The organism is Microbacterium sp. 05N427 (assembly GCF_056397105.1).
This window is the reverse complement of record NZ_JBFTMT010000004.1, coordinates 156,118-169,137: the sequence shown is the minus strand read 5'-3', so window position 1 is coordinate 169,137 and position 13,020 is coordinate 156,118. Positions and strand designations below refer to the sequence as shown.

General features: G+C 70.1%; 12 protein-coding genes. 7 read left to right on the top strand and 5 right to left on the bottom strand.

Translation table 11 applies throughout. From position 1 onward, the window contains the following. Together AC1DG4_RS05790 and AC1DG4_RS05785 are read left to right on the top strand one after the other, a co-directional pair. Positions 1-587 (top strand): alanine racemase C-terminal domain-containing protein (locus tag AC1DG4_RS05790; protein ID WP_477421123.1); only part of this gene is annotated, 587 nt, incomplete at its 5' end. Then, positions 575-1,624, top strand: coding sequence for an alanine racemase (locus tag AC1DG4_RS05785; RefSeq protein ID WP_477381607.1), 1,050 nt, complete (start codon positions 575-577; stop codon positions 1,622-1,624). The genes AC1DG4_RS05790 and AC1DG4_RS05785, both read left to right, overlap by 13 nt. Before the next feature lie 232 nt (positions 1,625-1,856). Here AC1DG4_RS05785 and AC1DG4_RS05780 read toward each other — a convergent pair whose 3' ends face one another. Next, complete coding sequence (locus AC1DG4_RS05780; protein ID WP_233310004.1) at positions 1,857-2,069, bottom strand: DUF7455 domain-containing protein; 213 nt, start codon at positions 2,067-2,069, stop codon at positions 1,857-1,859. Positions 2,070-2,252: 183 nt separating this feature from the next. On the opposite strand from AC1DG4_RS05780, the gene AC1DG4_RS05775 reads away from it, so the two are divergent. The 3 genes from AC1DG4_RS05775 to AC1DG4_RS05765 are packed head-to-tail and all read left to right on the top strand — an operon-like array spanning position 2,253 to position 5,788. Beyond that, positions 2,253-4,388 (top strand): DNA gyrase/topoisomerase IV subunit B, encoded by a 2,136-nt coding sequence (locus AC1DG4_RS05775; RefSeq protein ID WP_477381609.1) that lies wholly within the window; start codon positions 2,253-2,255, stop codon positions 4,386-4,388. After that, on the top strand, positions 4,388-4,864 hold the full coding sequence (locus tag AC1DG4_RS05770; protein WP_477381611.1) for a GNAT family N-acetyltransferase: 477 nt from the start codon (positions 4,388-4,390) through the stop codon (positions 4,862-4,864). The genes AC1DG4_RS05775 and AC1DG4_RS05770 overlap by 1 nt, the downstream gene beginning before the upstream one ends. A 12-nt stretch (positions 4,865-4,876) precedes the next feature. Next, entirely contained in the window at positions 4,877-5,788 is a 912-nt protein-coding gene (locus AC1DG4_RS05765; protein ID WP_477381613.1) for an arginase family protein, read from the top strand. A gap of 56 nt (positions 5,789-5,844) precedes the next feature. On the opposite strand, the gene AC1DG4_RS05760 is transcribed toward AC1DG4_RS05765, so the two are convergent. The 3 genes from AC1DG4_RS05760 to AC1DG4_RS05750 all read right to left on the bottom strand — a co-directional run bounded on the left by AC1DG4_RS05760 (position 5,845) and on the right by AC1DG4_RS05750 (position 10,163). Next, positions 5,845-7,116 (bottom strand): LCP family protein, encoded by a 1,272-nt coding sequence (locus AC1DG4_RS05760; RefSeq protein ID WP_477381615.1) that lies wholly within the window; start codon positions 7,114-7,116, stop codon positions 5,845-5,847. 81 nt (positions 7,117-7,197) lie between these two features. Beyond that, positions 7,198-7,719: an AAA family ATPase gene (locus tag AC1DG4_RS05755; protein ID WP_477381617.1), complete on the bottom strand. Its 522-nt coding sequence runs from the start codon at positions 7,717-7,719 to the stop codon at positions 7,198-7,200. Next, on the bottom strand, positions 7,716-10,163 hold the full coding sequence (locus AC1DG4_RS05750; RefSeq protein WP_477381619.1) for a DNA gyrase/topoisomerase IV subunit A: 2,448 nt from the start codon (positions 10,161-10,163) through the stop codon (positions 7,716-7,718). The genes AC1DG4_RS05755 and AC1DG4_RS05750 overlap by 4 nt, the downstream gene beginning before the upstream one ends. Before the next feature lie 81 nt (positions 10,164-10,244). Here AC1DG4_RS05750 and AC1DG4_RS05745 point away from each other — a divergent pair, with 81 nt between their 5' ends. Further along, on the top strand, positions 10,245-11,372 hold the full coding sequence (locus tag AC1DG4_RS05745; protein ID WP_477381621.1) for an alkaline phosphatase family protein: 1,128 nt from the start codon (positions 10,245-10,247) through the stop codon (positions 11,370-11,372). Positions 11,373-11,419: 47 nt separating this feature from the next. On the opposite strand, the gene sepH is transcribed toward AC1DG4_RS05745, so the two are convergent. Continuing rightward, entirely contained in the window at positions 11,420-12,484 is a 1,065-nt protein-coding gene (sepH, locus tag AC1DG4_RS05740; RefSeq protein WP_477381623.1) for a septation protein SepH, read from the bottom strand. Positions 12,485-12,681: 197 nt separating this feature from the next. Here sepH and AC1DG4_RS05735 point away from each other — a divergent pair, with 197 nt between their 5' ends. Beyond that, positions 12,682-12,975, top strand: coding sequence for a DUF4193 domain-containing protein (locus tag AC1DG4_RS05735; protein WP_477381625.1), 294 nt, complete (start codon positions 12,682-12,684; stop codon positions 12,973-12,975). Positions 12,976-13,020: the final 45 nt, after the last annotated feature.

Genomic DNA, 13,020 nt, shown 5'->3' with positions numbered 1-13,020 from the left:
CCTGGGGGCACGGCCTCGTGGGCGTCGCCCGCGCCGTGGTGTCGGCCGGCGCGCGCAGCGTGCGCGTGGATGGCGAGGCCGAGATCGCGCTCTTGCGCTCGGAAGGCATCGAGGCGACCAGCACCGAGGCGCCGGACCTGGATCCTCACCTGCTGTACGGCCTGCCGGACGCGGACGGAACCCTGATCGGCGCGCCCGTGATGCGCGCCGCGGGACGGGTGCTCTCGACCAAGGACATCGAGGCCGGCGGCGGCGTCTCGTACGGCTACATCCACCGCGCCCCGGAGGATTCGCGCCTGGCGCTCATCACGGGCGGTTACGCGCAGGGCGTCGTGCGCGCACTCGGCAGCAGGGCGTCGGTCGAGATCGACGGGCTCGTGCACCCGATCGTCGGCCGGATCGCCATGGACGTGTGCGTCGTCGACATCGGCACGGCCGAGGTCGCCCTCGGCGCGGAGGCGACCTACTTCGGCGGACCCGGTCCGATGAGGACCGGAGCAGCGGAGTGGGCACGGATCACCGGAATGGGCGTCGCCGAACTCGTGGCCGTCGTGGGGCAGCGGACGGAGCGTTCATGGGAGGCCTGACCGGACCCGTGCTGCGGGCCGATGAGACGGTGCTGCGAGCCAACATCGCGGCCGTGACCGCGCGCGTCGCCCCGTCCACGCTGATGATGGTGGTCAAGGACGACGGCTACGGCCTCGGCGCGCCCTGGGCCGCGCACGTCGCCGCGGACGCGGGGGTCGGCTGGTTCGGCACCTACGACATCCCCACCGCGCTCCGCCTGCGGGACGAGGTCGGCGCCGTGCCGCGGCTGTTCGCGTGGGTCACCTCGACCGACGAGGAGGTCGATGCGGCACTGCGCGCCGGGGTGGACCTGGGCGTCGGGACGCTGGACTACCTGCACCGGGTGATCGCCCGCGCGTCCGCCCTCGGCGCCGTGGCGCGCATCCACCTCAAGGTCGACACGGGGCTGCACCGCAATGGGCTGTCTGCGGACGAGTGGGACGAGGGCGTCGCTTCGGCCCTGCGCGCGCAGGAGGCAGGATTCGTCCGGCTCGTAGGCGCCTGGAGCCATCTCGCCGAGGCGAGCGACGAGGAGGACGATGCCGCGCAGGCGCGCTTCCTCGAGGCCGTGCATCGTGCGAGCGAGCTCGGCGCGGAACTGCCCTATCTGCACCTCACTGCGTCGGCCGCCACCTGGGCCCGGCCCGAGCTGCGCGGGTCGCTCGTGCGCGTCGGGGCCTTCTGCTTCGGGGTGCGCTCCGCGGACGGACCTGAACTGCCCGGGATCGCCCCCGCGGCCGAGCTCGTGGCGTCGGTGCGGGAGGTCGACGGAGACGAGGTCGTCGTCGATGCCGGATCCTTCGACGGGTTGCCGAGCATCCTCGCGGGCCGCGTGCAGGCGGGCACCCCCGCCGGTGCGCGAGCGCTCCTGGCCGTGGGACCCTACGCCGCGCGCGTCGCCGGGTGGGACGGCGCCGCCGTCGGCGACGAGGTCGTCCTCTTCGGCCGAGGCGCACAGGGCGAGTCCTCGCCGACGACGCTTGCAGAGGCGATCGGCACGGTGGGTGAGGAGATCCTCTGCAGGCTCACGCCGCACGTGCGGCGCGAGTACCGCTGAGCGCCCCTCGGATCCAGAGCCATGTCGTTTGGGGCGTCATCGTGCGTTTCGGGGCGCGTGGCGCCGGGCTGGGATGGCGGGCGGCGCCCCAAAACGACATGACGCGCCCCGAAACGACAGTCGGCGGCGAGGCGGGGGTACTCGGCGGCGATGAGCGCGGCGGTGCGTGGGCGACGGGCACATGAAAACGCCCGATGTCGCAGGACACCGGGCGTTTCTGTCTGTGGGCGGGTCAGGAATCGAGCAGTCGCGACGTCTCGTCGTGCCAGCTCGTCGCCACCGCGCGGAGCTTCTCTTCATACTTGCGTCCGTGGTGGGCGCAGAACAGCAGCTCGCTGCCGTTGACCTCGGCGGCGATGTAGGCCTGGGCTCCGCAGGAGTCGCATCGGTCCATCGCCGTGAGGCGGGGGATGACTGTGCTATCCCTCTCGGTCGTCGCGTTCATCTCGATGCCTCCTCGTTGTTCGGGTCCGCTGTGTGGAGTGTGCTCAATACAACCACGCAGAGCTGGGAGTCATGCCCGCGAGACGGCGTGTTTCGCTCACCGCGTACGCRCCGGGTGACGACCGGGTGACGGTAAGGAGTGTCGTCGGGGCCGCGTCCGTGGTCCTCGATACGATGGGGGATTGTGACAGCCGAGTATTCCGCCCATCACCTTCAGGTCCTCGAGGGTCTCGAGGCCGTCCGCAAGAGGCCCGGAATGTACATCGGCTCGAACGGTTCGCCGGGCCTTATGCACTGTCTTTGGGAGATCATCGACAACTCCGTCGACGAGGCGGTCGCAGGCAACGGCTCGAAGATCGACATCATCCTGCACCCCGACGGCAGCGTCGAGGTGCATGACCGCGGTCGCGGCATCCCCGTCGATGTGGAGCCGCGCACCGGCCTCACCGGCGTCGAGGTCGTCTTCACCAAGCTGCACGCGGGAGGTAAGTTCGGCGGCGGGTCCTACGCCGCCTCCGGTGGCTTGCACGGCGTGGGCGCGTCGGTCGTGAACGCCCTGTCCGAGCGGCTCGACGTCGAGGTCGACCGCGGCGGCAAGATCTACGCGATGTCGTTCCGGCGCGGCGAGCCCGGGATCTTCACTGATGCGGGGGAGAAGCGGCCGGACGCCCCGTTCACGCCGTTCCAGGACAACAGCGAACTGCGCGTGATCGGCAAGGCGCCGAGGGGCGTGACCGGCACCCGGATCCGCTACTGGGCCGACCGGCAGATCTTCACGAAGGACGCGGCGTTCCAGCTCGCCGACCTCGAGACCCGCGCGCGGCAGACCGCGTTCCTCGTTCCTGGACTCGAGCTCGTCGTCCGTGACGAGCGGGCTTCGGCGGCCGCGGCATCGCAGGACGGCGTCGCAGACGACGCCGCTGCGGGCGCCGTCGAAGCCATGAACGTGACCTCCTATCACTACGAAGGCGGCATTGCGGAGTTCGTCGAGTACCTCGCTACGGACGCGCCGGTGACGGATACCTGGCGCGTGCAGGGCGAAGGCACCTTCAAGGAGACCGTGCCGGTTCTGCAGCCCGACGGCCACATGGTCGCGACCGAGGTGGAACGCGTCTGCGAGGTCGACATCGCTCTGCGCTGGGGGACCGGTTACGACACGAGCATGCGCTCGTTCGTGAACATCATCGCCACCCCCAAGGGCGGGACGCATCAGCAGGGCTTCGAACAGGAGCTGCTGAAGGTGCTGCGCGCCCAGGTCGAGCAGAATGCGCGTCGGCTGAAGGCAGGCAACGACAAGATCGAGAAGGACGACGTGCTCGCCGGGCTCACCGCCGTGCTGACCGTCAACGTCCCCGAGCCGCAGTTCGAGGGCCAGACCAAAGAGGTGCTCGGCACGCCGGCCGTGCGCGCGATCGTCGCGCAGGTGGTGCGCAAGGCGCTCGGGGAGCGCTTCGCCTCGACCAAGCGCGATGACAAGAACCAGGCCTCGATGCTGCTGGACAAGATCGTCGCCGAGATGAAGGCCCGCGTCTCCGCACGCGCCCACAAGGAGACCCAGCGCCGCAAGAACGCGCTGGAGTCCTCGTCGCTGCCCGCGAAGCTCGTCGACTGCCGGTCCACCGACATCGCGCAGACCGAGCTGTTCATCGTGGAGGGCGACTCCGCGCTCGGCACGGCCAAGCACGCCCGCACGAGCGAGTACCAGGCGCTGCTGCCCATCCGCGGCAAGATCCTGAACGTGCAGAAGGCCTCGGTCAGCGACATGCTGTCGAACCTGGAGTGCGCCTCGATCATCCAGGTGATCGGCGCAGGCTCCGGTCGCTCCTTCGATCTCTCGGCCGCGCGCTACGGGAAGATCATCCTGATGAGTGACGCCGACGTCGACGGCGCGCATATCCGCACGCTGCTGCTCACGCTGTTCTACCGGTACATGCGACCCCTCATCGAGGACGGGCGGGTCTTCGCCGCCGTACCACCGTTGCACCGCGTCATCGTGATGAACCCCGGATCCAAGCCGAACGAGACGATCTACACGTACAGCGAGGGCGAACTGCACACATTGCTCGCGAAGCTGCGCAAGCAGAACAAGCGCTGGCACGAGCCGATCCAGCGGTACAAGGGTCTCGGTGAGATGGATGCCGAACAGCTCGCCTCCACCACGATGGACCGCTCCGGCCGCCTGCTCCGGCGCGTGCGCATGGAGGACGCGGAATCGGCGGGTCGCGTGTTCGAGCTGCTGATGGGCAACGAGGTCGCCCCGCGGCGCGAGTTCATCATCGATTCCTCGGACCGCCTGGCGCGTGAGGCCATCGACGCCTGATGAGCGCTCCACTGCCGGTCCCCGCGTTGCGCGTGGCCGTCCCGGATGACGTGGAGGTCGTGGCCGCTCTGAAGGAACGCGTCCTGCGCCAGGATCTGGAGCCGCTCGTCGGCTGGGATCCGGACCGGTCGCGCGCCAGGGTCGTCGAGCACTTCTCCCCGGCGCACACGCGCATGATCCTGCTCGATGGCGAGGTCGCGGGCACGATCACCCTGCGACCGGATGGCGACGAGTCCTGGCTGGAGATGTTCTACCTGGACGAGCAGCACCAGGGGCGCGGGATCGGGTCCGCCGTGCTGCGCACCGTGCTCGCGGAGGTTCCCGCCGAGCGTCCGCTGCGTCTGCAGGTGCTCGTCGGGTCGGCCGCCCGAAGGCTGTACGAGAGGCACGGTTTCGTGGCCGAGCACGATGACGGGATCGACGTCTGGATGCGTCGGGCCCCGGGCGGGTCTGCCGGAGTGACGGCGACCCCTTGAGAGACTGAGACGATGGTCGCCGTCGTCTCCGCTCCCACGAACCTGGGACTCCGTCCTCCCATACGCGGTGGCGTGCCGGGGACCGCCAAGGCGCCCGAGGCGCTCCGCGAGGCCGGGCTGCACCGGCTGCTGCACGCGCAGGGCGCCATCGACGGCGGTGTGGTGCTGCCGGGCCGCTACGTCGACGACGACGGACGCCGGCCTGCGGGCACGGTCCGCAATCAGGTCGCGATCGTCGATCACGCGCGTCGGCTGGCCCACCGCCTGTTCGAGATCCGCGAGGCCGGCGAAGCACCGCTCGTGCTCGGCGGGGACTGCAGCCTGGCGATCGCCGCAGGGCTTGCGGCCAAGGTGAGCGGGGGCGGCGGGCTCGTGCACATCGACGGGCACACCGACTTCCGTCATCCGGGCAACAGCGACGGCGTCGCGAGCCTCGCCGGAGAAGACCTCGCCGCCGCGATCGGGATGCATCTGCCGGGTCTCAGCGACATCGACGGGCTCGGACCGTACTTCGCCCCCGAGAGCACCGCCCACATCGGCTGCCGGTACGAGGATCCGCACGCGGAGGAGCTGCGCGGGATCATCGGGCTCGTGGTGCCGGCCGACGACGTCATCCTGCACGGCGGCGCCAGAGCCGCGTCGCGGGTGCGCGCGCTCGAGGGACTGGATCGCGGCTACTGGATCCAGGTCGACGTCGATGTGCTCGATCCGCAGCACATGCCGGCCGTGGACAGTCCCGATCCGGGCGGTCTCGCGCCGGATGAGCTGATCGGGCTGCTCGCCGCGCTCGCTCCGCACGCCTGGGGCGCCGCGGTCACCGTGTTCGACCCGGATCTGGATCCGGATGGCACGTATGCCCGCACGGTGGCGCAGGTGGTGGCGGAAGGGTTTGCAGGACTCGGGTCCGCGCTCGGATCGGAATAGACGCCCGTCGGTGCTGCCATCGCCTCCCCGACGTCGTCTGCCTCTGGGCGGCGGCGTCAGCCCCCGGTGCCGTTGCCGTTCGAGCACGTCTGCTGCGCGGCCGACTGCCCGGAGATGTTCTGCGGCAGCGCGACGGGTCCGCCGGTCGCACCCGGGGCCGGCGTCGTGCCCGCCTCGGCACCGGTGGAGGCGTCGGGCGGAGAGTCGGCCGGAGCCTCGGTCGCGGAGACGACGGCGTCGCGCTGTCCCGTGACCTGGATCGGCTGGTTCGCCGCGAGCGCCGCCCACAGCTGGTCGGCGCTGTCATAGTCCGGGACGACTTTGACGCCGGGGTTGCCCGGATCGTCCAGTACCGGGTAGTTCACGAAGTTGATCTGATCCAGCGGCACGTCCTTCATCGCCAGGGCGATCTGCACGAGCAGAGTCGGGCTCGTCAGCTTGGCGCTCGGAGTGACGTTGGTCATCACGGTGTTCGCGAGTTTGAGGAGCGTACCGGGGTTGCCGAGCACCTGGCTCGACGTCATCTTGCGCGCGAGGGAGGACATGTAGACCTGCTGGTTGCTGCCGCGGCTGAGGTCCCCGTTGTCGCCCACGCCGTGACGGACCCGGAGGAACTGCAGCGCCCAGTAGCCCTGCAGGGTGTGCGTCCCCGGGGCCAGCTCGAGCCCGGTGTTCTCCGGGTCGCTGATGCCGTTGGCGACGCAGACGTCGACGCCGCCGATCGCGTCCGTGATCTTCATCACGCCGCCCCAGGTGACCCTGGCGGCGAACTGGATGTCGAGCCCGGAGACCTTGGTGATCGTGCGCGCGACGCACGCCAGGCCGTACTTCTGGCCGCCGATTCCGATGGCTTCGTTGAGCGCTTCCTTCGAGCGCTCCTCGCTGGCGTTCCCGTCGGAGTCCGTGCAGGACGGGATCGTGATCATGAGATCGCGCGGGAACGTGATGACGGTCACTCGGCGCGGGCTGTCGGAGATGTGCAGCAGGAGGTTCGTGTCGTTGCGCTCGCCTCCGTTCTCGGGGTCTGAGCAGCGGTTGCCGAAACCATCCTTGAAGTCGTCTTCGCAGACGTCGCTGCCGACCAGCAGCATGTTCACGCCGCCCTTGATCGCGCCGATGTCCGGAGGCACAGAATCGTCGCCGTCGAGCTCGACCACCTCGTCGCTGAACGTCTGTCCGAGGTCGTACACGACGTACCCCGCGACGGAGAAGCCGGAGACGAGCACCACGATCGCGACGACGCCGAGCATCTTCAGCAGCTGGCTCCAGGCGGCGGGGCGGTGCAGCTGGCCGTGGCCGGCGACAGGACGTCGGGATCGGGGCGTCATCCTCACATGGTGCCGGGAGGGACACGGAGGAGCAAATCGCGCGGAGCCGTGGAAGCGGATCCGTCTGACGCCGGTCTGCGATCAGATCAGCGCGTCGTCCCAGCGCCCGCGGACTGCGTCGATCGTCTCGTCGAGGTCGAGACCGCTCGTGTCCAGACGCACGCCGGGAGCGCGGAATCCGTCCTGCGCCTCTCTGAGGTGCGCCCACTGCTCGGCGACGTGCTTGTCCCGTGCGGCATCGCGGCTCGCGATCGTGTCCGCCGTCGCGGTGAGGAGCACGAAACGCAGCGGCAGGCCGATCGCGGATCGGTACTGCTCCAGAAGCTCCGGCCACAGCACGACGTCGGAGATCGCGACATCGAATCCCGCCTCGGCGAAGTTGCGGGCGAGATCCGCGATGTTCCGCCGGCGCAGGGCGAGCTGCCGATCGGCCTCCTCCGCAGGCTCCTGCCCTGGTGCGACGAGACCCGAGAGGATGAGCGTTTCGCCGATCTGGTCGGTATCGAGATGCGCGCCTCGCGTGGTCCGGGCCGCGAGTTCGCGGGCGACCGTCGTCTTGCCGACGCCGGGCAGCCCCGAGACGATCACAACCGAGCCGCTCATGCGCCCAGTGCCGTGCCGATCGAGCCGATGACCCCGTCGATGGGCTGTCCAGAGCCGTCGCGCTTGGCGCCGGCCTCGGGCAGCTCTCGCGCGGATCCGTCGGGACCGACCGCGAGAGCGGGCTCGACACCCACCCAGGCCAGGGTCAGGCGGTCCTCGCCCTTCAGGAAGGCGTGCGCTCTGACGCCGCCGGTGGCGCGTCCCTTGCCGGGGAACTCCGCGAACCGGGACGACTTGGCACGCCCGGTATCGGTGCCGGGGATCATGCCCGTGGCACCGGACACGGTCACGACGAGGGCGTCCTCGTCCTGCGCGAGCACGGAGAAGGCGATCACCTCGGCCTTCGCGCCGAGCTTGATGCCGGCCATGCCGCCGGCCGGAGGGCCCTGCGGGCGCACGCCGGACGCCGGGAAGTGCAGCAGCTGCGCGTCGCTCGTGACGAACACGAGCTCGGCGTCGTCGGTCGCGGCACCAGCGCCGACGACCGCATCGCCCGGCTTCATGCCGATGATCTCGAGCTCGGGCTTGACCGGGAGGGACGACGGCACCACGCGCTTCACGACACCTGTGCGGGTGCCCAGTGCGATCGGAGTGTCGTCGTCGAAGCGCACGAGCGCGAGGATCCGCTCGCTCTTGTCGAGCAGCCCGATGTAGTCGCGCAGAGGCACGCCGGCGGCGAGGTGGACCGACGCGGGCGGCACGGAGGGAAGATCCATGGCGGTGAAGCGCAGTACGCGTCCGGCCGTCGTGACCGCGCCGATCTCGGTGCGAGTGGTCGTGGCGAGCGTCGTGAGGATCGCGTCGTGCTTGCTGCGGCGCGTGGCGGGGGAGAGCTCCTGACCGGCCTCGAGATCCACGCGCACGGCTCGACCGGTCGTGGACAGCACCACCGTCGTCGGCGCATCGGCGATCTGCGTGTCGACGGGGCCCTTGGTCGCACGCGGCTTCGGAGGCGCGGCGTTCAGCAGCAGGGTGCGGCGGGGAGTGCCATACGCCTCGGCCGCCGCGTCGAGCTCGGTCGCGACCTGACCGCGCAGCAGGACGTCGCTGCCGAGCAGCTCCTGCAGCGCCGCGATCTCCGCCAGGAGCGCATCGCGCTCGGTCTCCAGCTCGACGCGGGAGAATTTGGTCAGGCGCCGCAGACGCAGCTCGAGGATGTACTCGGCCTGCCGCTCACTGAGGTCGAACACGCTCTGCAGGCGGGTGCGGGCCTGGTCCGAGTCGTCTGAGGACCGGATGACCTGGATGACCTCGTCGATGTCGAGGATCGCGACGAGGAGGCCCTCGACCAGGTGCAGGCGCTCCTGGCGCCGACCCAGGCGGTACTGGCTGCGTCGCGTGACGACTTCGAGGCGATGCCGCACGTAGACGCTGAGCAGCTCCTTGAGCCCGAGCGTGCGCGGCTGCCCGTCGACGAGCGCGACGTTGTTGATACTGAACGAGTCCTCGATCGGCGTGAGGCGGTACAGCTGCTCGAGCACGGCGTTCGGGTCGAAGCCGGTCTTGATGCCGATCTGGATCCGCATGCCGTGGTTGCGGTCGGTGAGGTCGTTGACGTCGCTGATGCCCTGGAGCTTCTTGGCCTGCACGGCGTCGCGGATCTTCTCGATCACGCGCTCAGGGCCGACCATGTACGGCAGCTCGGTCACCACGATTCCGGTGCGACGCGGTCCGAGCGGCTCGATCGAGACCTTGCCGCGCACCTTGAACGCTCCGCGACCGTTCGCATAGGCGTCGCGGACGCCGTCGAGGCCCATCACGATGCCGCCCGAGGGGAAGTCGGGGCCCGGGACGAACTCCATGAGCTCCTCGGTCGTCGCCTCGGGGTGCTCGAGCAGGTGGATGGCCGCCGCGACGACCTCGATGAGGTTGTGCGGCGCCATGTTGGTCGCCATGCCGACGGCGATCCCGCTCGCGCCGTTGACGAGCAGGTTCGGGAACGCGGCCGGCAGCACGGAGGGCTGCTGGAACTGGCCGTCGTAGTTCGGGACGAAGTCGACCACGTCCTCGTCCAGGCTCTCGGTGAGCGCGAGGGAGGACGGTGCGAGACGCGCCTCGGTGTAGCGGGAGGCGGCGGGGCCGTCGTCGAGCGATCCGAAGTTGCCGTGCCCGTCGACGAGGGGCAGGCGCAGCGCGAACGGCTGCGCCAGGCGCACCAGGGCGTCGTAGATCGCGGAGTCGCCGTGCGGGTGCAGCTTGCCCATGACGTCGCCGACGACGCGCGCGCTCTTGACGTGGCCGCGATCAGGGCGCAGGCCCATCTCGGCCATCTGGAACAGGATCCGGCGCTGCACGGGCTTGAGGCCGTCGCGTGCATCCGGCAGGGCGCGGGAGTAGATGACCGAGTACGCGTATTCCAGGAAGGATCCCTGCATCTCGCTCGACAGATCGATGTCCTGGATGCGCTCTTCGATCGGCTCGGGCGGCGTGGTCGTGCGGGGCATGGGCTTCCTGCGGGTCTCGGGCGGCGGCGGAGCGGTTCTCGACGCCGGAGCCGTGCCGGGCTCTGTGGGAGACTGGCTCGGATGACCCTTATGCTACCGGCGATCCCGCCGTCGTCCCGGAGCATCACCGGGGTGGCGCACGACCTGTTCGGCGCCCTGGACGGCCGTGAAGGGGCGATGCCGGCCGTGCGGTCGGCCGTGCTGGTGGTCATGGACGGGCTGGGCGCGATCCCGTTGCGGGGTCACGCGGGCCACGCCCGTCGGCTGACCGGTGCGATGACGAAGAAAGACGTGCTCTCCAGCGTGTTCCCGTCCACGACCGCGGCCGCTCTCACGAGCCTGCTCACCGGGGTGGACCCGGGTCGGCACGGGCTGGTCGGCTACGAGGTCAGGGATCCGCGCACGGGCGTGGTGGTGAACCAGCTCTCCGGCTGGGAGAAGGCGCGCGTGGACCCGGTGGAATGGCAACGCACGCCCACCGTCTTCGAGACCGCAGTTGCGGCGGGACGCCCGGCTTTCGCCGTGGGACTTGCCGAGTACTCGGGCAGCGGCTTCTCCGCCGCGACCCTGCGCGGCGCCGAGTTCCGCTCTTCGCGCACGGCCGCGGAGAGGGTCGCGCTGGCGTTGAGCCTCGCTGAGGAGCACGAGGGGTCACTCGTGTACTGCTACCTCCCCGAGGTCGACAAGGCAGGGCACAAGCACGGCATGGCATCCGCGGAATGGGTCGGCGCGCTCGAGGAGCTGGACGCGGCGATTCCTGCGCGTATGCCGGGCGGCGTGGGCGTGCTCGTCACCGCCGACCATGGGATGGTCGACGTCCCGCGCACCAGGCATCTCATCCTCGACGAGCGCAGCCCCCTCCACGACGGTGTCACGGCGATCGCGGGGGAGCCGCGCATGCTGCACGTGTACGTCGAGGATCCCTCCCGCATCGAGCAGATCGCGGCCGCATGGATCGCAGGGGTCGAGGGTGCCGCGGATGTGCTCACCAGGGCGCAGGCGATCGAGGGCGGGCTGTTCGGGCCTGCGCCGACCGACGAGGCGCGGGAGAGGATCGGCGATCTCGTCGTCCCGGCGCGAGGTCTGTGGGCGCTGTACGACGGCACCGCGGAGGATCAGCGCTCGCAGGGCATGATCGGCCAGCACGGCTCTCTCAGCCCGGAGGAGCTGCGCGTGCCGCTGCTCCGCTTCGGCGCGTTCGCCCGCTGACCACCGCGCGCTCTGCGTCCGCGTGTGACCGGCCGCTCGGAAACGCGTCAGTCGTCGCTGCGCGCCCCGAAGACGATCTCGTCCCATGACGGCATCTCGCGCCGACGACGCCGCGGTCCCGAGTCGGCGTCGATCGCCACGGGCGCGGGCGACTCCTCGGGCTCGGCATCGGGTTCGTAGCCCGGCTCCAAGGCCTCGAACAGGGCGAGCGGACGTGTGTCCTCGGGCTCCTCCTCGACCGAAGGGCGCGCTCCTCGCTGGCCGCGGCGGCGACGCAGGGCCTCCAGCAGATCCGCGGTGTCAGACGGCGTCGAGGGGGCGAAGGCTGCGCTGCGTGTGGCCGCCTCCTGGGCGTTCGACGAGGTCTGCGGATGGCGTGCAGACCTCGGTTCCGGGGCCTCGGCCTCACCGTCGTCCTCCGCGGTGGCGGGAGCCACGGGGGCGGGAACGAGGCGCGGACCGAACGCTCCGGAGTCGAACCGGGTCTCGTCCTTGTACGGAGACGAGCGCTCCTTGTCGAGCGCGCGGAGCCGGGGGATCAGACCCTCGGGCAGGGCGCCCTGGCGGGACAGCTGGGTGGCGTCGGCATTGAGCGGCGCGAGCGAACTGCGGCGCGGATCGAAGCTCCATCGCGCGTCGTGTTCGACGTCGTTCGCGCGGAACTCGAGCTTGATCACCCAGCCCGTGTCGTCCTTCCAGCTCGCCCAGCGCTCGTCGTCGGCGGCGAGCTCGGCGAGCTTGGCGCGGATCGCCACGCCGAAGGTCGGCTGTGCATCCGGTTCGACCTCGCTGCCGATCAGCACCGGCACAGCGAGAGCCTGACCGACGATGTGCTCGCGCTCGGCGAGCACGGGGCTCTCGAAACGGTGCACCACCTCGAGGGCGACGCCGAGCAGTTCGGCGACCTCGGTTGCAGACATCCCGGCGCGGATGTGCGCCTGGATCTCGCGGGGACTCGCGGCCAGCGGTGGCGCCTTGTCCTCGCGGCCCGCCTTGGCCCGGCGCAGTTCGGCGCGCAGCACCTCGTCGATCGGGAGCGCGAATCGCTCTCCCGACTCGGTGGCGAGGACGAGGAGGTCGTCTTCCGCGCCGACGATCGTGACGTGTTCCATGGCTTCAGCCCCTCAGAATGAGTGTCGGTTCATGGTGTCATGCACTGCGCGCACGGGCGGGAATATCGCGGGCGTGCCGCCAGTTCTGATGCGCAGAGAGAGTGGCATTTGCGATTTGGACGCATGTCATGCAAACTATGGGCCGCCGAACACCCCCGGCACCCGCCACTCGCAGGATGAAAGTGGAGATCCACCCCATGGCAACCGATTACGACGCCCCGCGCAAGAGCGAGGACGAGAGCGAGTCGATCGAGGCTCTCAAGGAGCGCGTCCCCGACAAGCTGTCGGGCTCGATCGACGCCGAGGACTCGGACAACCCCGGCGGATTCGACCTCCCGGGAGCAGATCTCTCCGACGTCGAGCTCGACGTCGTGGTGCTGCCCCCGCAGGAGGACGAGTTCACCTGTGTCAGTTGCTTCCTCGTGAAGCATCGTTCGCAGCTCGATCACGAGGACAAGGCAGGCCCGATCTGCAAGGAATGCGCGGCCTGATCCTCTTCGCTGCTCGCGCCCGGACCGTCTCGGTTCGGGCGCGTT

Excerpts from the sequence above, each read along its gene's own strand:
- AC1DG4_RS05785 (WP_477381607.1), top strand. The coding sequence starts at position 575 with ATGGGAGGCCTGACCGGACCCGTGCTGCGGGCCGATGAGACGGTGCTG.
- AC1DG4_RS05780 (WP_233310004.1), bottom strand. The coding sequence starts at position 2,069 with ATGAACGCGACGACCGAGAGGGATAGCACAGTCATCCCCCGCCTCACG.
- AC1DG4_RS05770 (WP_477381611.1), top strand. The coding sequence starts at position 4,388 with ATGAGCGCTCCACTGCCGGTCCCCGCGTTGCGCGTGGCCGTCCCGGAT.
- AC1DG4_RS05765 (WP_477381613.1), top strand. The coding sequence starts at position 4,877 with ATGGTCGCCGTCGTCTCCGCTCCCACGAACCTGGGACTCCGTCCTCCC.
- AC1DG4_RS05760 (WP_477381615.1), bottom strand. The coding sequence starts at position 7,116 with ATGACGCCCCGATCCCGACGTCCTGTCGCCGGCCACGGCCAGCTGCAC.
- AC1DG4_RS05755 (WP_477381617.1), bottom strand. The coding sequence starts at position 7,719 with ATGAGCGGCTCGGTTGTGATCGTCTCGGGGCTGCCCGGCGTCGGCAAG.
- AC1DG4_RS05750 (WP_477381619.1), bottom strand. The coding sequence starts at position 10,163 with ATGCCCCGCACGACCACGCCGCCCGAGCCGATCGAAGAGCGCATCCAG.
- AC1DG4_RS05745 (WP_477381621.1), top strand. The coding sequence starts at position 10,245 with ATGACCCTTATGCTACCGGCGATCCCGCCGTCGTCCCGGAGCATCACC.
- sepH (WP_477381623.1), bottom strand. The coding sequence starts at position 12,484 with ATGGAACACGTCACGATCGTCGGCGCGGAAGACGACCTCCTCGTCCTC.
- AC1DG4_RS05735 (WP_477381625.1), top strand. The coding sequence starts at position 12,682 with ATGGCAACCGATTACGACGCCCCGCGCAAGAGCGAGGACGAGAGCGAG.